Source organism: Caulobacter soli, assembly GCF_011045195.1.
In the GTDB taxonomy this organism is placed as follows: Bacteria; Pseudomonadota; Alphaproteobacteria; order Caulobacterales; family Caulobacteraceae; genus Caulobacter; species Caulobacter soli.
In genome coordinates this window covers 2,542,763-2,559,571 of record NZ_CP049199.1, presented here as the reverse complement: position 1 = coordinate 2,559,571, position 16,809 = coordinate 2,542,763, and the positions used below count along the sequence as shown (strand labels likewise).

The following is a 16,809-nucleotide window of genomic DNA, read 5'->3' as shown; positions in this document are numbered from 1 at the left end:
GGGTTTACTGCGCCGCACAAATTGCCTAAAAACAGTGCGGTGGGGATGCATATAAAATGAGCAACAGTCTCGCAGTCGGCAATGTCGAGGTGCCCGGGCGTGTGTGGATCGCGCCGATGACGGGTGTTTCCGACCTGCCTTTCAGAGAAACCGCCACGCGCCTTGGCGCGGCTTACGTGGCGACCGAGATGGTGGCCTGCGCCGAATTCGCGCGCGGACGTCCCGACGCGGTGCGCCGCGCCGCCGTGGGCGACGGCCTGCCGCTGATGGTCGTCCAACTGGTCGGCCGCGACCCCGGCTTCATGGCCCAGGGCGCGCGAATGGCCGCCGACGCCGGCGCCCAGATCGTGGACCTGAACTTCGGCTGCCCCTCCAAGATGGTCACCAGCGGCGTCGCCTCGGGCTCGGCCTTGATGCGCGAACCGGACCTGGCCGAGGCCCTGGTCGCCGCGGCCGTCCAGGCCGTTGACGTTCCCGTCACCGTCAAGATGCGCCTGGGCTGGGACGACGACAGCCGCAACGCCGTCGACATCGCCCGCCGGGCCGTCGACGCCGGCGCCCAGGCGATCACCGTCCACGGCCGCACGCGCTGCCAGTTCTACAAGGGCGAAGCCGACTGGGAGGCCGTCGCGGCCGTCAAGGCGGCGGTCGGGGTGCCGGTGCTGGTCAATGGCGACATCATCGACGGCGACACCGCCCGCCAGGCCCTCGACCAATCGGGCGCCGACGGGGTGATGATCGGGCGCGGCGTCTATGGCCGCCCCTGGATCGCCCAGGCCATCGAGGCGGCCCTGCGCGGCGAAGGCTTCCGCGAGCCGGACGCCGAGGAACGCCTTGCCATCGCGCTCACCCATTTCCGCCGCAGCCTGGACTTCTACGGCCAGAACCTCGGCCTGAAGATGTTCCGCAAGCACTTGGCGTCGTACATCGACGCCGCGCCCTGGCCGGACAGCGAGGAGGCCCGCCGCGTCGCGCGCGCCGCCCTGTGCCGCCTGGAGGATCCCGCCGCGATCGAGGACGGCCTGGCCGCGCTGTGGCTGGGAAGTTTGGGACCCGATGGCCGGAGGCTGGCCGCATGACCGATCACGCCCGCATCTCCCCGACCAAGATCGCCGACAGCCTGAAGATCGCGGCCTTCGACCTCAGCCCCGAACCGGCCCTGGTGATCGACCGCGAAGGCGCGCTGGTGGCCGTCAACGAGGCCGCCGAGGCGCTGTTCGGCCAAGGCCTTTCACTGCTGGCCCGTGGTCGGTTCCGCGCCGCCTTGCCGCCGGGCTCGGTGCTGGTCTCGATGATGGACCGCGCCCTGTTCGAAGGCGCTCTGGTTCGCGAGCACGGGGTCGAGGTCAATCTGTTCGGCCAGCCGCCGTTCGAGGCGGACGGCGCCGCCGCGCCCCTGGGCGACGGTTCGGTTCTGCTGACCCTGCACGTCAAGGGCGTGCTGGGCGTCGAGCGGGCCTCGGACGCCGCCGGCCTGCGCTCAGTCGTGGGCCTGGGCCGGATGCTGGCCCACGAGATCAAGAACCCGCTGGCCGGCATTCGCGGCGCGGCCCAGCTGCTGAAGACCGGCGCCAGCGCCGCCGACCAGCCGCTGGCCCAGCTGATCGTTGACGAAACGGACCGCATCCGCCGCCTGGTCGACCGCATGGAGGCCTTCTCCGACGAGGTCCCGGGGCCGCGCGAGGCGGTCAACATCCACCAGGTGCTGGACCGCGTCCGCGCCCTGGTTGTCAACGGCGTCGCCGACGGCCTGGCGCTGCAGGAGCACTACGATCCCTCGCTGCCCGACGTCTGGGGCGACGAGGACCACCTGATCCAGGTGTTCCTGAACCTCGTGAAAAACGCCGCGGAGGCCGCCCATACGCGCGGCGACGGCCAGGGCATCCTGTCGATCCACACCGCCTGGCGCCCCGGCGTCCGGGTGCGCGGCGCCGACGGCAAGGCCTCGGCCGGCGCGCCGATCGAGATCCGCGTCCAGGACAACGGTCCCGGCGTGCCCCAGAGCCTGCGCGATCACCTGTTCCAGCCGTTCGTCACCACCAAGGCCAACGGCACCGGGCTGGGCCTGGCGCTGGTCACCAAGCTGGTGACCAGCCACGGCGGCCTGATCGACTTCGAATCCGAGCCCGGCCGCACGGTGTTCCGCGTGCTGCTGCCGATGGCGACCGGAAAGCTTGCCCCCTCCACTGGAGACGCCCACGCATGAACGCCGCCAGCAAGAAGATCCTGATCGCCGACGACGACAGCTCGGTGCGTCTGGTGCTCAGCCAGGCCTTCACCCGGCTGGGCTATCAGGTCCGGGCGACGGGCAACGCCACCACCCTGCTGAAGTGGGTGATGGACGGTGAGGGCGACCTGATCGTCACCGACGTGATGATGCCCGACGAGAACGTCTTCGACGTGCTGCCGCGCATCCGCAAGGAACGGCCCAAGCTGCCGATCATCGTGATGAGCGCCCAGAACACCCTGCTGACGGCGGTCAACGCCGCCGACGCGGGCGCATTCGAATATGTCTCCAAGCCGTTCGACCTGGACGACGTCACCGCCGCGGCGCGCCGGGCCCTGTCGCGTCCGGCCGACGCCGAGGCCTCCAAGGCTCAGGCCCGCGCCATGCGCGACGAGCGCCTGCCGCTGATCGGCCGCTCGGCCCCGATGCAGGAGGTCTATCGCACGATCGCCCGCCTGGTCGGCGCCGACCTGACCGTGCTGATCCTCGGCGAAAGCGGCACCGGCAAGGAGCTTGTGGCCCGCGCCCTGCACGAACTGGGTCGCCGCCGCGATGGCAAGTTCGTGGTCATCAACCTGGCCGCCGTGCCGCGCGAGCGGGTCGAGACCGAGCTGTTCGGGCGCGGGGAGGGCGACCAGGGCCGCCTGATCGAGGCCGACGGCGGCACCCTGTTCCTGGACGAGATCGGCGACATGCCGCTGGACGCCCAGACGCGCCTGCTGCGGGTGATCGACGGCACCGAGCCGGTGCTCAACCCCAAGACCGGCCGCCGGCCCAATGTGCGGATCATCGCCGCCACCAATCGCGACCTGCGCGGCCTGATCCAGCAGGGCCTGTTCCGCGAGGACCTGTTCTTCCGCCTCAACGTCGCGCCCGTGCGCCTGCCGCCGCTGCGCGACCGCACCGAGGACATCCCGGACCTGGCCCGCACCTTCCTGCTGCGCGCCAACCGCGAAGGCCTTCCCGCCAAGACCATCGACCAGTCCGCGCTGGACCGCATGAAGAGCCACGCCTGGCCCGGCAACGTGCGCGAGCTGGAAAACCTGATCCGCCGGATGTGCGCCCTCTACGCCGAGGAGCTGATCACCGCCCGCATCGTCGACCGCGAGCTGCAGGACCACGCGCCGGCCGCTCACGCCGACGAGGGTCCGGTCACCCTGGCCAGCCTGGTCGAGCGCCACCTGTCGTCGCACTTCGCCGACCAGCCCGACGGCGTGCCGGCCGCCGGTCTCTACGACCGCGTGCTGCAGGAGGTCGAACGGCCGCTGATCCAACTGACCCTGTCGGCCACGCGCGGCAATCAGGTGCGGGCCGCCGAGATCCTGGGACTCAACCGCAACACCCTGCGCAAGAAGATCCAGGACCTGGGCGTCGAGATGACGCGCGGCCGGCGATAGAATCCCGCGCGCGCAACCTTCCGTCCCGTTTTCGAACGGGGCGGAGGCGTTTGCGTGCAGATGATCGCCATCGCTGACGCTTAATTGGCACATACCTGTTGAGTTTGGGGCACACCTCCCCTTAGACTTGGTCAATGGCGTCCGTTCCAACCGTATTGGAGCTTGAGGGACCGCCGACCCGGTTCAGCCGGGCCTGGTGGCGAGAGCTGCTGCGGTCGCGCTTCACGCTCGGCGGCGCCTACGGTCTCGCCATCGCTCTGACCGCCACGGCGGTGTTCCTGGCCTCGTCCCCGCCGGCCACCGGGCCGATCGGACCGGCCACCACGGTCATCCTGGTCGTCCTGGGTTTCAACCTGGCCCTGATCCTCTGCGTGGCCGGCATCGTCGGCTGGCGGCTGCTGGACCTGGTCGACGCCCGCGCCAGCGACGCCGGGGCCCGCCTGCACCTGCGCTTCGTGGGCCTGTTCTCGGTGGCCGCCGTGGCCCCGGCCGTGATCGTCGCCCTGTTCTTCGGCGTGCTGGTCAATCGTGGGGTCGACGCCTGGTTCAGCGAACGGGTGCGCACCGTGGTCGAGAACTCCGCCACCGTCGCCCGCTCCTATGTCAGCGAGCAGACCACCTATATCAGCCAGCACGTCGGGCCGATGGCCGGGACCTTGAACCAGGCCGCCCCGACCCTGGCCGACTCGCCGGTCGCGTTCGGCCACTTCCTGCGCGGCCTGGCCGACGACAACGGCTTCTCGGCCGCCTATGTGCTGGACCGCGACGGCCGGATCCTGGCCCGCGCCGAAGCCGACGAGGCCCCGCCGTTCCTGGCCCCGCCGCCGTCCAGTTTCAAGCGGACCGACGACGGCGACATCACCTCGCAGCGCTTCGTCGACGAGGACCTGTTCCGGGCGCTCTATCGCCTGAAGGCCTTCCCCGACGCCTATCTCTACGTCGCCCGGCCGATCGACAAGGGCATCCTGGCCCACCTGATCGAGTCCGAGGAGTCGCTGATCTCGTATCGCGAGGCGGCCAAGAACCAGGCGCGGATCCAGGTGATCTTCGGCCTCAGCTACATCGAGACCGCGCTGCTGGTGCTGGTCGCCGCCGTGTGGGTGGGCATCGCCGCCGCCAACTCGATCGCCGCCCCGGTCTCGGGCCTGGTGCAGGCGGCCGGCCGGGTGTCGGCCGGCGACCTGGACGCCCGGGTCGATGTCGAGATCGGCCCGGAGGAGATCCGCGCCCTGTCGATCGCCTTCAACATGATGACCACCGACCTGCAGGTTCAGCAGGCCGCGCTGCGGGTGGCCAGCCTGGATGCGGAGTCGCGCCGTCAGTTCATCGAGACCGTGCTGTCGGGCGTCAGCGCCGGCGTCGTCGGCCTGGACGCCGAGGGCCGGATCACCGCTCTGAACCGTCGGGCCGGCGAGCTGCTGGCCCTGGACGACGGCGCCGTGGGCCAGCCCCTGGTCGAGGCCGCGCCCGAGCTGGAGTCCGTGATCCAGGAGATCAGCGGCGGGCGCCCCAACGCCGAGGTCGAGATCGACGTGATCCGCGACGGCGAGACCCGTCGCCTGCGGTTCCGCGGCGCCGGCCACGCGGCCGAGACCCTGGTCCTGACCTTCGACGACATCACGCGCCTGATGGCCGCCCAGCGCAACGCCGCCTGGAAGGACGTCGCCCGGCGCATCGCCCACGAGATCAAGAACCCGCTGACCCCGATCCAGCTGTCGGCCGAGCGGATCCGCCGCAAGTACCGCAAGGACATCACCAGCGACCTGGAAACCTTCGATCGCTGCACCGAGACCATCATCCGCCAGGTCGGCGACATCGGCCGGATGGTCGACGAGTTCTCGTCCTTCGCCCGCATGCCCGCGCCGCGCTTCGCGCCCGCCGACCTGGCCGAAATGCTGCGTCAGGCCGTGTTCGCCCAGCGCTTCGTCGACGCCGACACCGAGGTGGTGCTTGAAGAACCGGGCGAGGACGTCTGGGTCAGTTGCGACGCGCGGATGGTCGGCCAGGCCCTGACCAACATCCTCAAGAACGCCGGTGAGGCGGTCGGCGCGCGCCGCTCGGTTTCGCCGGAGCCGCCGGGCCGCATCATCGCCAGCCTGATCTCGGACGACGACCATCTGTGCCTCGTCGTCGAGGACAACGGCGTGGGCCTGCCGGCCAAGGATCGCGACCGGCTGACCGAACCCTATGTCACGACCCGCGAGAAGGGCACCGGCCTCGGGCTGGCGATCGTCAAGCGGATCATGGAGGACCACGAAGGCGAACTGGTCCTGACCGACGCGCTGCACGGAACCGGCGCCCGGGTCATTCTGAAGTTCCCCACGACCGCGCGGCTCGCCGCCGCCAACGCCCAGAACGGCGTAGAGGAGATGATATGAGCGCAGATGTGCTTGTGGTCGACGACGAGGTCGACATCCGCGAACTGGTAGCCGGCATCCTCGAGGATGAGGGCTACGCGGTGCGGGTGGCGGCCGACTCCGACCAGGCGCTGGCGGCCCTGCGGGCGCGCAAGCCCGCTCTGCTGGTCCTCGACATCTGGATGCAGGGCGGCGGCATGGACGGGCTGGAGCTGCTCGACATGGTCAAGGGCCTGGATCCCGACCTGCCGGTGATCATGATCTCGGGCCACGGCAACATCGAGACCGCCGTCAGCGCCATCAAGCGCGGCGCCTACGAGTTCCTGGAAAAGCCGTTCAAGTCTGATCGGCTGCTGCTGGTGGTCGAGCGGGCGCTGGAGGCGGCCAACCTCAAGCGCGAAAATCGTCGCCTGCGGGTGCAAAGCTTCAGCTCCGACGGCCTGATGGGCAAGTCGGCGGCGGCCCAGGCCCTGCGCCAGCTGATCGCCAAGGTCGCTCCGGCCAACAGCCGCGTGTTGGTCTCGGGTCCGCCCGGCTCGGGCAAGGAGCTGGTGGCGCGCCTGATCCACGGCTCCAGCAGCCGTTCGCGCAGTGAGTTCGTGGCCGTCAGCGCCGCGGGCATGGCGCCCGAGCGCCTGGACGTCGAACTGTTCGGCGAGGAGGGCGAGAACGGCCGTCCGCGCAAGATCGGCGTGTTCGAACGCGCCCATGGCGGTACGCTCTATCTGGACGAAGTGGCCGACATGCCGCGCGAGACCCAGAGCCGCATCCTGCGGGTCCTGGTCGAGCAACGCTTCCGCCGGGTGGGCGGCGACAACGACGTCCAGGTGGACGTGCGGGTGATCTCGTCCTCCTCGCGCGAGCTGCGCGACGAGATCGCCGCCGGGCGGTTCCGCGAGGACCTGTTCCACCGCCTGAACGTGGTGCCGGTGCGCGTGCCGGGTCTGTCGGAGCGCCGCGAGGACATCCCCGAACTGATCAGCTACTTCGTCGACCGCGTCTGCGAGGCCACCGGCCTGCAGCGACGGCGGCTGGGCGAGGACGCCCTGGCGACCCTGCAGGTCCAGGCCTGGCCGGGCAATGTCCGCCAGCTGCGCAACAACGTCGAGCGCATGCTGATCCTGGCCTCGGGCGAGCCGGGCGACCTGATCACCGCCGAGATGCTCAACGCCAACGAGGCGCCGTCGGGCGGCAACGCCGGGGCCATCGGGGCCGAGCGGATCATCGCCCTGCCGCTGCGCGAAGCCCGCGAGCTGTTCGAGCGCGAATATCTGAACGCCCAGATCCTGCGGTTCGGCGGCAATATCTCGCGCACCGCCAACTTCATCGGCATGGAGCGCTCGGCCCTGCACCGAAAACTCAAATCCCTCGGCGTCGCGGGTGCGCGAGTCGAAGAGGAAGAGTAGGGACAGCCTAATCGTGGCTGATTTTCACCCGTCTCCCCGGCGAAGGCCGGGGTCCAGGTGAAACCCACGAGACGCTCTGGATGAATCTGGATCCCGGCCTTCGCCGGGAGAACGGACTTTGTGTTTCGCGTCGCGATGCGGCGCAAGCGAGGAACTGAGACATGTCGCGTTTCGCCTATGTGAACGGCCGCTTTGTCCGCCATGGCGAGGCCGCCGTGCATATCGAGGACCGCGGCTACCAGCTGGCCGATGGCGTCTACGAGGTGTGGGCGGTGTTCGGCGGCAAGCTGGCCGACGCGGCCGGGCACTTCGCGCGGCTGTGGCGCAGCCTGGACGAGCTGAAGATCGCTCACCCGATGAGCCAGGCCGCCCTGACCGTGGTGCTGCGCGAGGCCATCCGCCGCAATAAAGTGCGGGAGGGCATGGTCTATCTGCAGGTGACGCGCGGCGTCGCGCCCCGCGACCACGCCTTCCCCAATCCCGCCGTGCCGCCGGCCGTGGTGATCACCGCCAAGAGCGTCGATCGCGCGGCCGCCGAGGCCAAGGCCGCCAAGGGCCAGTCGGTCGTCACCGTGCCGGAGAACCGCTGGGGCCGCTGCGACATCAAGTCGATCGGCCTGTTGCCCAACGCCCTGGCCAAGCAGGCGGCGCGCGAGCGCGGCGCGGTCGAGGCCTGGTTCGTCGACGAGCTGGGCCTGGTCACCGAAGGCGCCTCGTCCAACGCCTGGATCGTCGACGCCGAGGGCCGCCTGCGCACCCGCGACACCCAGGCCAACATCCTGCGCGGCATAACGCGTTCCAGCCTGCTCGACGTCATCGCTGAAGCCGGCTTTCCGGTCGCCGAGCAGCCGTTCACGGTGGAGGAGGCCAAGGCCGCCCGCGAGGCCTTCATCACCGGCGCCGGCACGCTGGTGCTGCCGATCGTCAGCGTCGACGGCGCGCAAATCGGCGATGGAAAGCCCGGACCGGTGGCGACACGGCTTCGGCGTCTCTATATCGAGCGCGCCAAGGCGGTCGCGATCTAGATTTGAAATCTAGGTTTCCGGGCGTTAGCGCACAATCTTCGCCGATTGGTCATACCAACCGGCGAAAAATGCTTTAGTCTGAACTTGTTTGTGTGGGGGGCGTGTGGCCCTCCGAAACAATAAGAGGGGAATCCCCATGTCGACCGAGAAAAAACAAAACCTTCAGGACACTTTCCTGAACAGCGTGCGCAAGTCGAAGACGCCGCTGACCATCTTCCTGGTGAACGGCGTGAAGCTGCAGGGCGTTGTCAGCTGGTTCGACAATTTCTGCGTTCTGCTCCGCCGCGATGGCCAGTCCCAACTGGTCTACAAGCACGCCATTTCGACGATCATGCCGGCCCAGCCCGTGCAGCTGTACGAGCCGAGCGCTGATCAAGACGATTGATTTCTAGCGTTTGACCAAATCCACTTCCAAGTCCATCGACCACGCCGTCCCGGTTCTGCGGGCGTTCGTGATCCATCCCGTGCGTCCGACGCGCGGCCAGTCGGCTCTCGAGGCGCGTGATCCCAATGCGCGCCTCGAAGAGGCCGTCGGGCTGGCGATCGCGCTCGACCTCGAGGTCGTCGAGACCACGATCGCGCCCCTGCGCCTGGTCACCCCCGCCACCCTGTTCGGCAGCGGCAAGATCCAGGAATTCGCCGCCATCTGCGAGGTCGAGAAGATCGACGTCGCGGTGTTCGACGACCAGCTGACCCCGGTCCAGCAACGCAATCTGGAGCGCGCCCTGAACGTCAAGGTCGTGGACCGCACGGGCCTGATCCTGGAAATCTTCGCCCGCCGTGCCCGCACCCGCGAGGGCAAGCTGCAGGTCGAGCTGGCGCGGCTGGACTACGAGCGCTCGCGCCTGGTCCGCACCTGGACCCACCTCGAGCGCCAGCGCGGCGGCACCGGCAACACCGGTGGCCCCGGCGAAACCCAGATCGAGCTGGACCGCCGCCTGATCGCCGGCGTGATCATCAAGCTCAAACGCGAGCTGGAGGAGGTGCGGCGCACCCGCACCCTGCACCGCAGCGCCCGCAAGAAGGTGCCGTACCCGACCGTGGCCCTGGTGGGCTACACCAACGCCGGCAAGTCGACCCTGTTCAACCGCCTGACCAACGCCACGGTCGTGGCCCAGGACATGCTGTTCGCGACGCTGGACCCGACCCTGCGCACCGTGAAGCTGCCCGACGGCCGGCCGGCGATCCTGTCCGACACCGTCGGCTTCATTTCCGACCTGCCGCACGAGCTGGTCGAGGCCTTCCGCGCCACCCTGGAGGAGGTGCAGGAGGCCGACGTCGTGCTGCACGTGCGCGACGTGGCCAACCCCGACACCGACGCCCAGGCCCGCGACGTCCAGAAGGTGCTGACCGAGCTGAAGGTTCTGGGCGACGACGGCGAGGCCGACGGCGGCAAGACCCTGATCGAGGTCTGGAACAAGATCGACCTGGTGGACGGCGAGGCCCGCGAGATCCTCGAGGGCCAGGCCCGCCGCCTGGAAGCGTCTCCCGTCTCGGCGGTCACCGGCGAGGGCTGCGCCGAGCTGCTCAAGCGGGTCGCCGGCCTGATCGACGACACCCCGCCGGTCGCCGTGCGCCTTGCGGCCTCCGACGGCGAGGCCCTGGCCTGGATCTACCGCAACGGCCGGGTGGAAAGCCGCGAAGAAGAAAACGAGGGCGGGGTGCGCCTGATCGCCCGCCTCGACGCCCAGGCCCTGGGTCGCTTCGAGCGCCAGTTCCCCGACGTCTGGATCATGCCGACCGGCGACTGATCGTTCTTGCACTTGCCGTGTTCGCGCTCCGGGTGAAAGGTCACCTCCCGCATTCGGAGCGCGAGCATGGCCAACGATCTTTGGGACGGCGTGACGGTGCCGGCCGCCGCCACGGTGGTCGTCAAGCGGGTGGAGGGCTTCTTCGCCCATCCCTATGACGACAACGGCGCGCTGCCGGGCGGCACCTGGACCATCGGCTACGGCACGATCCGCGACGCGGCGGGAAAGGCCGTGACGCCGTCGACCCCGGCCGTCACCGAGGTCCAGGCCGTCAAGCTGCTGCTGCGCGACATGAAGCGTGCGGCGGTGGACGTGCACACCCGCGTGCGCACGCCGCTGCTGGTCTACGAGGCCGCCGCCCTGATCTCCTGGACCTACAATCTGGGCGACGGGGCGCTGCGCACCTCGACCCTGTTGCGCAAGCTGAACGCCGGCGAGAAGACCGCCGTGCCGGCCGAGATGCGCAAGTGGATCAACCAGAACGGCAAGCCGCTGGTCGGCCTGCTGCGCCGTCGCTGGGCCGAGGCGGCGATCTTCGTCGGCAAGGACCCCATCAACGCGTGTGTCAGGGCCTGGCGCGAGATCGACGATCTCAACGACTGGCCGGCGTTCTAGCCGCCGGCCTTCTCCGCCGCTTTGGCCGCGTCCCACAGGCCGTCCATCTCGGCCAGGTCCGACTGGTCCGGCGTCCGCCCGTCCTTGGCCAGTTCGGCCTCGATGAACGAGAAACGCCGCGCGAACTTGGCGTTGGTGGCGCGCAGGGCGTCCTCGGGCTCGATGTCCAGCTTGCGGGCCAGGTTGGCGACCACGAACAACAGGTCGCCCAGCTCCTCGCGGGCCTTGGCCTTGTCGCTGGCGGCGATCTCGACCTTCAGCTCGGCGACTTCCTCGGCCAGCTTGTCCAGCACCTCGTCGGTCGAGGGCCAGTCGAAGCCGACCCGGGCGGCGCGCTTGGTCAGCTTGACGGCGCGGGTCATGGCCGGAAGACCGGCCGGCACGTCGTCCAACACCCCGCCCTTGGCCTTGGCCTTGCGTTCCTGGGCCTTCAGCGCCTCCCAGCCGGCGACCTGGGCGTCGAGATCGTCATAGGCGTGGTCGCCGAACACATGCGGGTGGCGGCGCACCATCTTGTCGTTGATCGCCCGGGCCACGCCCGCCAGGTCGAACGCGCCTTGCTCCTCGGCCATGCGCGAATGGAACACCACCTGCAGCAGCAGGTCGCCCAGCTCCTCCTTCAGGTCGGACAGGTCGTGGCGCTCGATGGCGTCGGCGACCTCGTAGGCCTCCTCGACCGTATAGGGCGCGACGGTGGCGAAGGTCTGCTCCAGGTCCCACGGACAACCGCCGTCGGGATCGCGCAGCTTGGCCATGATGTCGATCAGGGTGAAGAGCGGGTGCTGATCCTTCTCGCGCGGATCAGTCAACGACGGGCCCTTAGGCGTTTCTTGGGGGTGCGACGAGGGGGGCGACATGCGGTTCCGGGCTCGGACTGGGGAGGGGCTCGGCCGCGTCCCGCGCGTCGAGCTGACGGCGGATCTCGGCGTGGGCGGTCGCGTCCAGCGGATAGCGCAGGATGATCGCGCACACCAGCAGGCCCAGCGCCGCCGGCGTCACGGCGTAGAGAACGATCAGCGCCGTATCGCCCTGGGCGCTGGGAACCTTGGGGTCGAAACCCAACTGGGCCAGCAGCAGGAACACGCCCACGGCCAGGGCGTAGCCCAGCTTCACCGTGCCGTTGACGATGGCGTAGAGCAGGCCGGTGCGGTCGACGCCGCTGGCCAGCCGCTCCTCGTCGCCCAGGTCGGCCATCATCGAGCGCACCAGCAGCGGCGCGGCGGAATAGGGCAGGCCGGCCAGCACCAGGATCAGCATGCCCAGCAGCATCGGCGGGCTGAGCGGATCCCCGTCGCCGTTCCTGGGGGTGAACACCGTCACCACCTGAACGAAGGCGTAGACCACGGCGGCCAGCGCCAGGGCCCGGTGCTTGCCGATCTTCTTGGCCAGGGCCGGCCACAGCGGCGATCCGCCCAGCGCGGCGACGAAATAGATCAGCAGCAGGATGCCGGCCTGGGCCTTGTCGAACCCCTTGATGCGCTCGAAGAAGAAGAAGAACAGGGCCCCGGTGATGCCCGGCGCCAGGCCCATCAGCAGGTCGGCCAGCAGCAGGATCCGCACCGATCGGCGCTTGAGCAGGCCCACATACTGCCGCAGGCCGGCTTCCTGCCTGACCGGCGGCACGTTGGTTTCGCCCACCACCTTGATGGCCAGCAGGAAGGTCAGGGGCAGCAGGGCGATGATGAACCAGCCCATGGCCTGTACGCCGGCGGCGTGATCGCCCTTGTAGATGACCGCCAGGATCGGCGGCAGCAGCAGGACCAGGATCATGCCCACCACATTGCCGGCGCTCCACCAGCCGTAGACGCGCGAGCGCTGCTGGTAGTCGGGCGACAGCACCGCGCCCCAGGCCGTGTGCGACAGCACCGCCATCGAATAGCCGACGTAGCAGACCACCAGCCAGGCCCAGAGATAGAACGGGCTCACCCCGGGCTTGGCCATGAACAGGAAATAAGACGCCAGCATCAGGATGGGCGCGCTGGCCGCCAGCCAGGGCCTGAAGCGGCCGATGGCGGTCCGCGTGCGATCCATCATGCCGCCCAGGATCGGGTCCAGGATGATGTCGGCCACCCGCACCAGCAGGAAGGCCGAGCCGACCACCGACAGCGAAAGACCCAGCTCGCTGACATAGTATTCGGGGAGATAGACCACCAGGGGCAGGCCCAGGGCGGCCAGGGGCAAGGCGGGCGCGGCGAAGGCCGCCAGGGTCCAGGATGAGCGCCGTCCGGTCATGCGTTCCTCGCCGAAAACGGGTTGGCCCCGTGTTTATGAACAGCGATCAGACGCCGTGTCGAGGCGACTGGCAAGGGCTCTCGCAAACAGGTGTTTCAGCGCTTTTCGGTGAATTGATCCCGGACCAGACGATCGGCCAAGCGGTCGAAGGCGGTTTCGGCGTCGTGCCAGGTCGAGCCGTAGGGCGCCCAGCGGATGTCGGTTTCCCACCAGCTGTAGGCGATCGGCGTGCGCTGGCCGGCCGGGTCGAGATAGTCGCCGCTGATCCGCGCCCCGCCCACGCCGAAGCTCTGGATCGACAGGCCCGGCGTCTTGGCCAGCTGGCGCGGCGTGGGGCGATTAGGCTTGGCGTCTTCGATCACCAGGTTCAGCACGCCGCCGCCCGGCCTGGGCGGCAGACGGCGCTCGACCGCGTGCTGGAGTTCGCTGGTCAGGATGTCGAACTCGCGCTGATCCAGCACGTCGGTCTTCTCGGCCAGCTTGGCGCCGATCGAAACCTTGACCTCCGAGACGGCGGGCGCGGCGAGGGCGGGTGAGACGGCGCCCAACAGCAGCAGGGCGGAGACGAGGGCGATACGCATGACGGGCTCCTGAACTCAGACGTCTTGCGAGATGTGGACCTTGCGCGGCCGCGACGCCAGGCTGAAGGCCAGCCAGCCCAGCAGCGCCGACATCAGCGAGCCGACCAGCACCCCGATCTTGGTCTCGTCCTGCAGGACGGGAGCGTCGAAGGCCAGGTTGTTGATGAACAGGCTCATGGTGAAGCCGATGCCGCAGAGGGCGCAGACGCCGAACAGCTGGCCCCAGGACGCGCCGTTGGGTCGCTTCGCCCAACCCAGCTTGATGGCCGCCAGGCAGAACAGGCCCACGCCCAGCGGCTTGCCCAGGAACAGGCCCAGCGACGCGCCCAGGGTGGCGGGCGCGGTCAGCTCCGCCAGGCCGACCTGGCCCAGGGCGACCCCGGCGTTGGCGAAGCCGAAGACCGGCACGACCAGATAGGCGACCCAGGGGTTCAGCCCGTGCTCCAGCCGGTGCAGCGGCGAATGTTCGTCGTCCGGCCGGGCTGGCGACCCCTTCTTTGAGCTTTGGGTGATCGGAATGGTCATGGCCAGAATCACTCCGGCCAGGGTGGCGTGAATTCCGGACTTGAGAAAGAAGACCCAAAGTCCAGCGCCGACAAGGAGATAGGGCCACAGCTTCATCATCTTCAGGCGGTTCATCGTCACCAGCACGGCAAGCGTCACGGCCGCGCCGCCCAGCGCCCATAGCGTCAGGTGGTCGGTGTAGAAAATGGCGATGATCAGGATCGCGCCCAGGTCGTCGATGATGGCCAGGGCGGCCAGGAATACTTTCAGCGAGGCCGGCGCGCGCGATCCCATCAGCGACAACACGCCCAGGGCGAAGGCGATGTCGGTGGCGGCCGGAATGGCCCAGCCGCGCAGATTGGCCGGCGTCTGCAGATTGGCCGCCACATAGATCAGGGCCGGGACGACCATCCCGCCCAGGGCCGCGACGCCCGGCAACACGCGCCGCGACCAGCTGGAGAGCTCGCCGTCGACGGTCTCGCGCTTGATCTCCAGCCCGACCAGCAGGAAGAACACCGCCATCAGCCCGTCATTGACCCAGTGCGCCACGCTGAGGCCGGCGACGTACACGTGCAGGACGTGGAAATAGCCCTCGGCTAGCGGCGAATTGGCGACGACCAACGCCAGGGCGGCCGAGCCCATCAGCAGCAGCCCGCCAGCGGACTCGCTCTTGAGGAAGGCGCGCAGGGCGGAGAATGGGCGGGTGGTCATGCACACACCCTAGTTGTCATCGCGCGCGAAGCGAAGGATTCAGAGCCCCGCGATCCGCCCGATCGCCTCGATGTCCAGCGATCGCTCCAACATGACGGCGATCTCGTCCAGCGCCGCGTCGACCTTGGCCGCGTGGTCGCGCGGCGTGACGGCAAGGCCCAGAGGGGCGAGCAGGGCGGCGCGGGCCTCGCCACGCTCGAACAGGCCGTGGACATAGGCGCCCGCCACCCGGCCGTCGGCCGAGACCGCGCCGTCGACCCCGCCATTGGGCGCGCCGCCGTCGAACGCCAGCATCGGGGTCGCCGTGCCGGCGCCGGTCGTGCGGCCGATGTGCATTTCGTAGCCCGAGAACGCCGCGTCGCCGTCCAGCAGACGCCCCGAGGTCGCCCGCAATACCTTGTCGCCCAGCAGCACGGTCTCGACGTCCAGCAGGCCCAGGCCCGGCGCGGAGCCCGGCGCGCCCTCGATCCCCTCGGGATCGCTGACCGTCCGCCCCAGCATCTGATAACCGCCGCACACGCCCAGCACCCGCCCGCCGCGCCGGACATGGGCCAGGATGTCGATGTCCCACCCCTGCGCGCGCAGGAAGACCAGATCCGCCAGGGTGGCCTTGGTGCCGGGCAGGATCACCAGGTCGGCGTCGCCCGGTACGGGCGTGCCGGGCGGCAGGAAGGCGAAGTCGATGTCCGGATCGGCCCGCAACGGGTCGAACTCGTCGAAATTGGCGATCCGCGACAGCATCGGAACCACGATCCGCACCCGCTTGTCGCCATCGGCGCGGACCGGGCGCTCCAGCACCACGGCGTCCTCGGCGGGCAGGGCGCGGGCCGGGGCTAGCCAGGGCGCCATGCCCAGGTCCGGCCAGCCGGTGCGGGCGACGATCTCGCGCCGACCTTCGTCGAACAGCGAAGGATCGCCGCGGAACTTGTTGATGATGAAGCCTTTGATACGGTCGCGATCGGCCGCGTCCAGCACCAGATGCGCTCCGGCCAGAGCCGCGATCACATGCCCCCGGTCGATGTCGCCCACCAGGGCGACGGGCACGTCGGCGGCGTGGGCGAAGCCCATGTTGGCGATGTCGCCCTTGCGCAGATTGGTCTCGGCGGGGCTGCCGGCCCCTTCGACCAGCACCAGGTCCGCCTCGGCCGCCAGCATCCGGTAGCTCTCGACCGTGGTGGCCAAGAGGTCCGGTTTCAGCCCCTGGAAGGCGCGGGCCTTGTAGTTGCCGACCACCTTGCCGCGCACGATCACCTGGGAGCCTACGTCGCTCTGCGGCTTCAGCAACACGGGGTTCATGTGGACCGTCGCCGGCGTGCGGCAGGCCAGCGCCTGCAGCGCCTGGGCCCGCCCGATCTCGCCCCCGTCGGCGGTGACCGCGGCGTTGTTGGACATGTTCTGCGGCTTGAACGGCCGCACGATCAGGCCGCGATTGGCGAACAGCCGGCACAGGCCCGCGACCAGGGTCGACTTGCCCACGTCCGAACCGCAGCCCTGGATCATCAAGGAAGCCATGCCCCGCGCCTATAGCGCCGTTCGATCAGGGTCAATCCGCCGCTGGCGCAAGGCCTTTGGGCCCTCTATATCCCCGGTCACATGACGATCGATCACGACTCCCGCCTCCGGCGGCTGAAGTTCCGGGCCTGGCATCGCGGATTTCGGGAAGCGGACCTCATTCTGGGGCCGTTCGCGGACACCCATGGGCCGAACCTGACGCCCGAGCAGCTCGACACGTTCGAAACCCTGATGGAGGAGTCGGATCGCGAGATCTACGCCTGGATCGTTGGCCAAGAGCCGACGCCGGCCAAGTTCGACACCGATGTCCTCAACCTGATCAAGACCTTCCGCTATGAAGCTCATGCGGTGCGGGCGATCGGGGACGGGGCCTAGTTCCGATCCATCCACCTCCGTTTTCCCCGGCGAAGGCCGGGACCCAGATCCAGCCTGAGCAGTTAGTGGGTGTCACCTGGACCCCGGCCTTCGCCGGGGAGACGGTGTTTTCCGGC

General features: G+C 69.2%; 15 protein-coding genes. 10 read left to right on the top strand and 5 right to left on the bottom strand.

The window, feature by feature from the left end; genetic code table 11:
* The first annotated feature begins 56 nt into the window (after positions 1-56).
* The 9 genes from dusB to G3M62_RS11900 all read left to right on the top strand — a co-directional run bounded on the left by dusB (position 57) and on the right by G3M62_RS11900 (position 10,778).
* Positions 57-1,079, top strand: coding sequence for a tRNA dihydrouridine synthase DusB (gene dusB / locus G3M62_RS11940; protein ID WP_165187269.1), 1,023 nt, complete (start codon positions 57-59; stop codon positions 1,077-1,079).
* Positions 1,076-2,206 (top strand): two-component system sensor histidine kinase NtrB, encoded by a 1,131-nt coding sequence (locus G3M62_RS11935; protein ID WP_165187267.1) that lies wholly within the window; start codon positions 1,076-1,078, stop codon positions 2,204-2,206. The genes dusB and G3M62_RS11935 overlap by 4 nt, the downstream gene beginning before the upstream one ends.
* On the top strand, positions 2,203-3,624 hold the full coding sequence (locus tag G3M62_RS11930; RefSeq protein ID WP_165187265.1) for a sigma 54-interacting transcriptional regulator: 1,422 nt from the start codon (positions 2,203-2,205) through the stop codon (positions 3,622-3,624). Before G3M62_RS11935 ends, G3M62_RS11930 begins: the two co-directional genes overlap by 4 nt.
* Positions 3,625-3,758: 134 nt before the next feature.
* Entirely contained in the window at positions 3,759-6,002 is a 2,244-nt protein-coding gene (locus tag G3M62_RS11925; protein ID WP_165187263.1) for a sensor histidine kinase NtrY-like, read from the top strand.
* Positions 5,999-7,387 (top strand): nitrogen assimilation response regulator NtrX, encoded by a 1,389-nt coding sequence (gene ntrX, locus G3M62_RS11920; RefSeq protein ID WP_165187261.1) that lies wholly within the window; start codon positions 5,999-6,001, stop codon positions 7,385-7,387. The genes G3M62_RS11925 and ntrX overlap by 4 nt, the downstream gene beginning before the upstream one ends.
* A 161-nt stretch (positions 7,388-7,548) precedes the next feature.
* Positions 7,549-8,412, top strand: a complete 864-nt coding sequence (locus tag G3M62_RS11915) for a D-amino-acid transaminase (RefSeq protein WP_165187260.1) — start codon at positions 7,549-7,551, stop codon at positions 8,410-8,412.
* Between the two features lie 136 nt (positions 8,413-8,548).
* Entirely contained in the window at positions 8,549-8,797 is a 249-nt protein-coding gene (hfq, locus tag G3M62_RS11910; protein ID WP_012286640.1) for an RNA chaperone Hfq, read from the top strand.
* 10 nt (positions 8,798-8,807) lie between these two features.
* Positions 8,808-10,163 carry a GTPase HflX gene (gene hflX, locus G3M62_RS11905; RefSeq protein ID WP_165187258.1) on the top strand — a complete coding sequence of 452 codons (1,356 nt, stop codon included), beginning with the start codon at positions 8,808-8,810 and terminating at the stop codon, positions 10,161-10,163.
* A 66-nt stretch (positions 10,164-10,229) separates the two neighbouring features.
* Positions 10,230-10,778, top strand: a complete 549-nt coding sequence (locus G3M62_RS11900) for a lysozyme (protein WP_165187256.1) — start codon at positions 10,230-10,232, stop codon at positions 10,776-10,778.
* On the opposite strand, the gene mazG is transcribed toward G3M62_RS11900, so the two are convergent.
* The 5 genes from mazG to G3M62_RS11875 all read right to left on the bottom strand — a co-directional run bounded on the left by mazG (position 10,775) and on the right by G3M62_RS11875 (position 16,318).
* The gene (mazG, locus tag G3M62_RS11895; RefSeq protein ID WP_165187254.1) at positions 10,775-11,587 is read right to left on the bottom strand and encodes a nucleoside triphosphate pyrophosphohydrolase; all 813 of its coding nucleotides are present in this window, start codon (positions 11,585-11,587) and stop codon (positions 10,775-10,777) included. The genes G3M62_RS11900 and mazG overlap by 4 nt on opposite strands.
* A 10-nt stretch (positions 11,588-11,597) precedes the next feature.
* Positions 11,598-13,010, bottom strand: a complete 1,413-nt coding sequence (locus G3M62_RS11890; protein ID WP_165187253.1) for an MFS transporter — start codon at positions 13,008-13,010, stop codon at positions 11,598-11,600.
* A 95-nt stretch (positions 13,011-13,105) separates the two neighbouring features.
* On the bottom strand, positions 13,106-13,591 hold the full coding sequence (locus tag G3M62_RS11885) for a hypothetical protein (RefSeq protein WP_165187251.1): 486 nt from the start codon (positions 13,589-13,591) through the stop codon (positions 13,106-13,108).
* A 15-nt stretch (positions 13,592-13,606) separates the two neighbouring features.
* Complete coding sequence (nhaA, locus tag G3M62_RS11880; RefSeq protein ID WP_425483850.1) at positions 13,607-14,812, bottom strand: Na+/H+ antiporter NhaA; 1,206 nt, start codon at positions 14,810-14,812, stop codon at positions 13,607-13,609.
* A 33-nt stretch (positions 14,813-14,845) separates the two neighbouring features.
* Positions 14,846-16,318 carry a cobyric acid synthase gene (locus G3M62_RS11875; protein ID WP_165187248.1) on the bottom strand — a complete coding sequence of 491 codons (1,473 nt, stop codon included), beginning with the start codon at positions 16,316-16,318 and terminating at the stop codon, positions 14,846-14,848.
* Positions 16,319-16,399: 81 nt separating this feature from the next.
* Here G3M62_RS11875 and G3M62_RS11870 point away from each other — a divergent pair, with 81 nt between their 5' ends.
* The gene (locus G3M62_RS11870) at positions 16,400-16,693 is read left to right on the top strand and encodes an FAD assembly factor SdhE (RefSeq protein ID WP_165187246.1); all 294 of its coding nucleotides are present in this window, start codon (positions 16,400-16,402) and stop codon (positions 16,691-16,693) included.
* Positions 16,694-16,809: the final 116 nt, after the last annotated feature.

Bases quoted from the DNA above. Each gene is read 5' to 3' on its own strand.
- dusB (WP_165187269.1), top strand. From the start codon at position 57: ATGAGCAACAGTCTCGCAGTCGGCAATGTCGAGGTGCCCGGGCGTGTG.
- G3M62_RS11935 (WP_165187267.1), top strand. From the start codon at position 1,076: ATGACCGATCACGCCCGCATCTCCCCGACCAAGATCGCCGACAGCCTG.
- G3M62_RS11930 (WP_165187265.1), top strand. From the start codon at position 2,203: ATGAACGCCGCCAGCAAGAAGATCCTGATCGCCGACGACGACAGCTCG.
- G3M62_RS11925 (WP_165187263.1), top strand. From the start codon at position 3,759: ATGGCGTCCGTTCCAACCGTATTGGAGCTTGAGGGACCGCCGACCCGG.
- ntrX (WP_165187261.1), top strand. From the start codon at position 5,999: ATGAGCGCAGATGTGCTTGTGGTCGACGACGAGGTCGACATCCGCGAA.
- G3M62_RS11915 (WP_165187260.1), top strand. From the start codon at position 7,549: ATGTCGCGTTTCGCCTATGTGAACGGCCGCTTTGTCCGCCATGGCGAG.
- hfq (WP_012286640.1), top strand. From the start codon at position 8,549: ATGTCGACCGAGAAAAAACAAAACCTTCAGGACACTTTCCTGAACAGC.
- G3M62_RS11900 (WP_165187256.1), top strand. From the start codon at position 10,230: ATGGCCAACGATCTTTGGGACGGCGTGACGGTGCCGGCCGCCGCCACG.
- G3M62_RS11890 (WP_165187253.1), bottom strand. From the start codon at position 13,010: ATGACCGGACGGCGCTCATCCTGGACCCTGGCGGCCTTCGCCGCGCCC.
- G3M62_RS11885 (WP_165187251.1), bottom strand. From the start codon at position 13,591: ATGCGTATCGCCCTCGTCTCCGCCCTGCTGCTGTTGGGCGCCGTCTCA.
- G3M62_RS11875 (WP_165187248.1), bottom strand. From the start codon at position 16,318: ATGGCTTCCTTGATGATCCAGGGCTGCGGTTCGGACGTGGGCAAGTCG.
- G3M62_RS11870 (WP_165187246.1), top strand. From the start codon at position 16,400: ATGACGATCGATCACGACTCCCGCCTCCGGCGGCTGAAGTTCCGGGCC.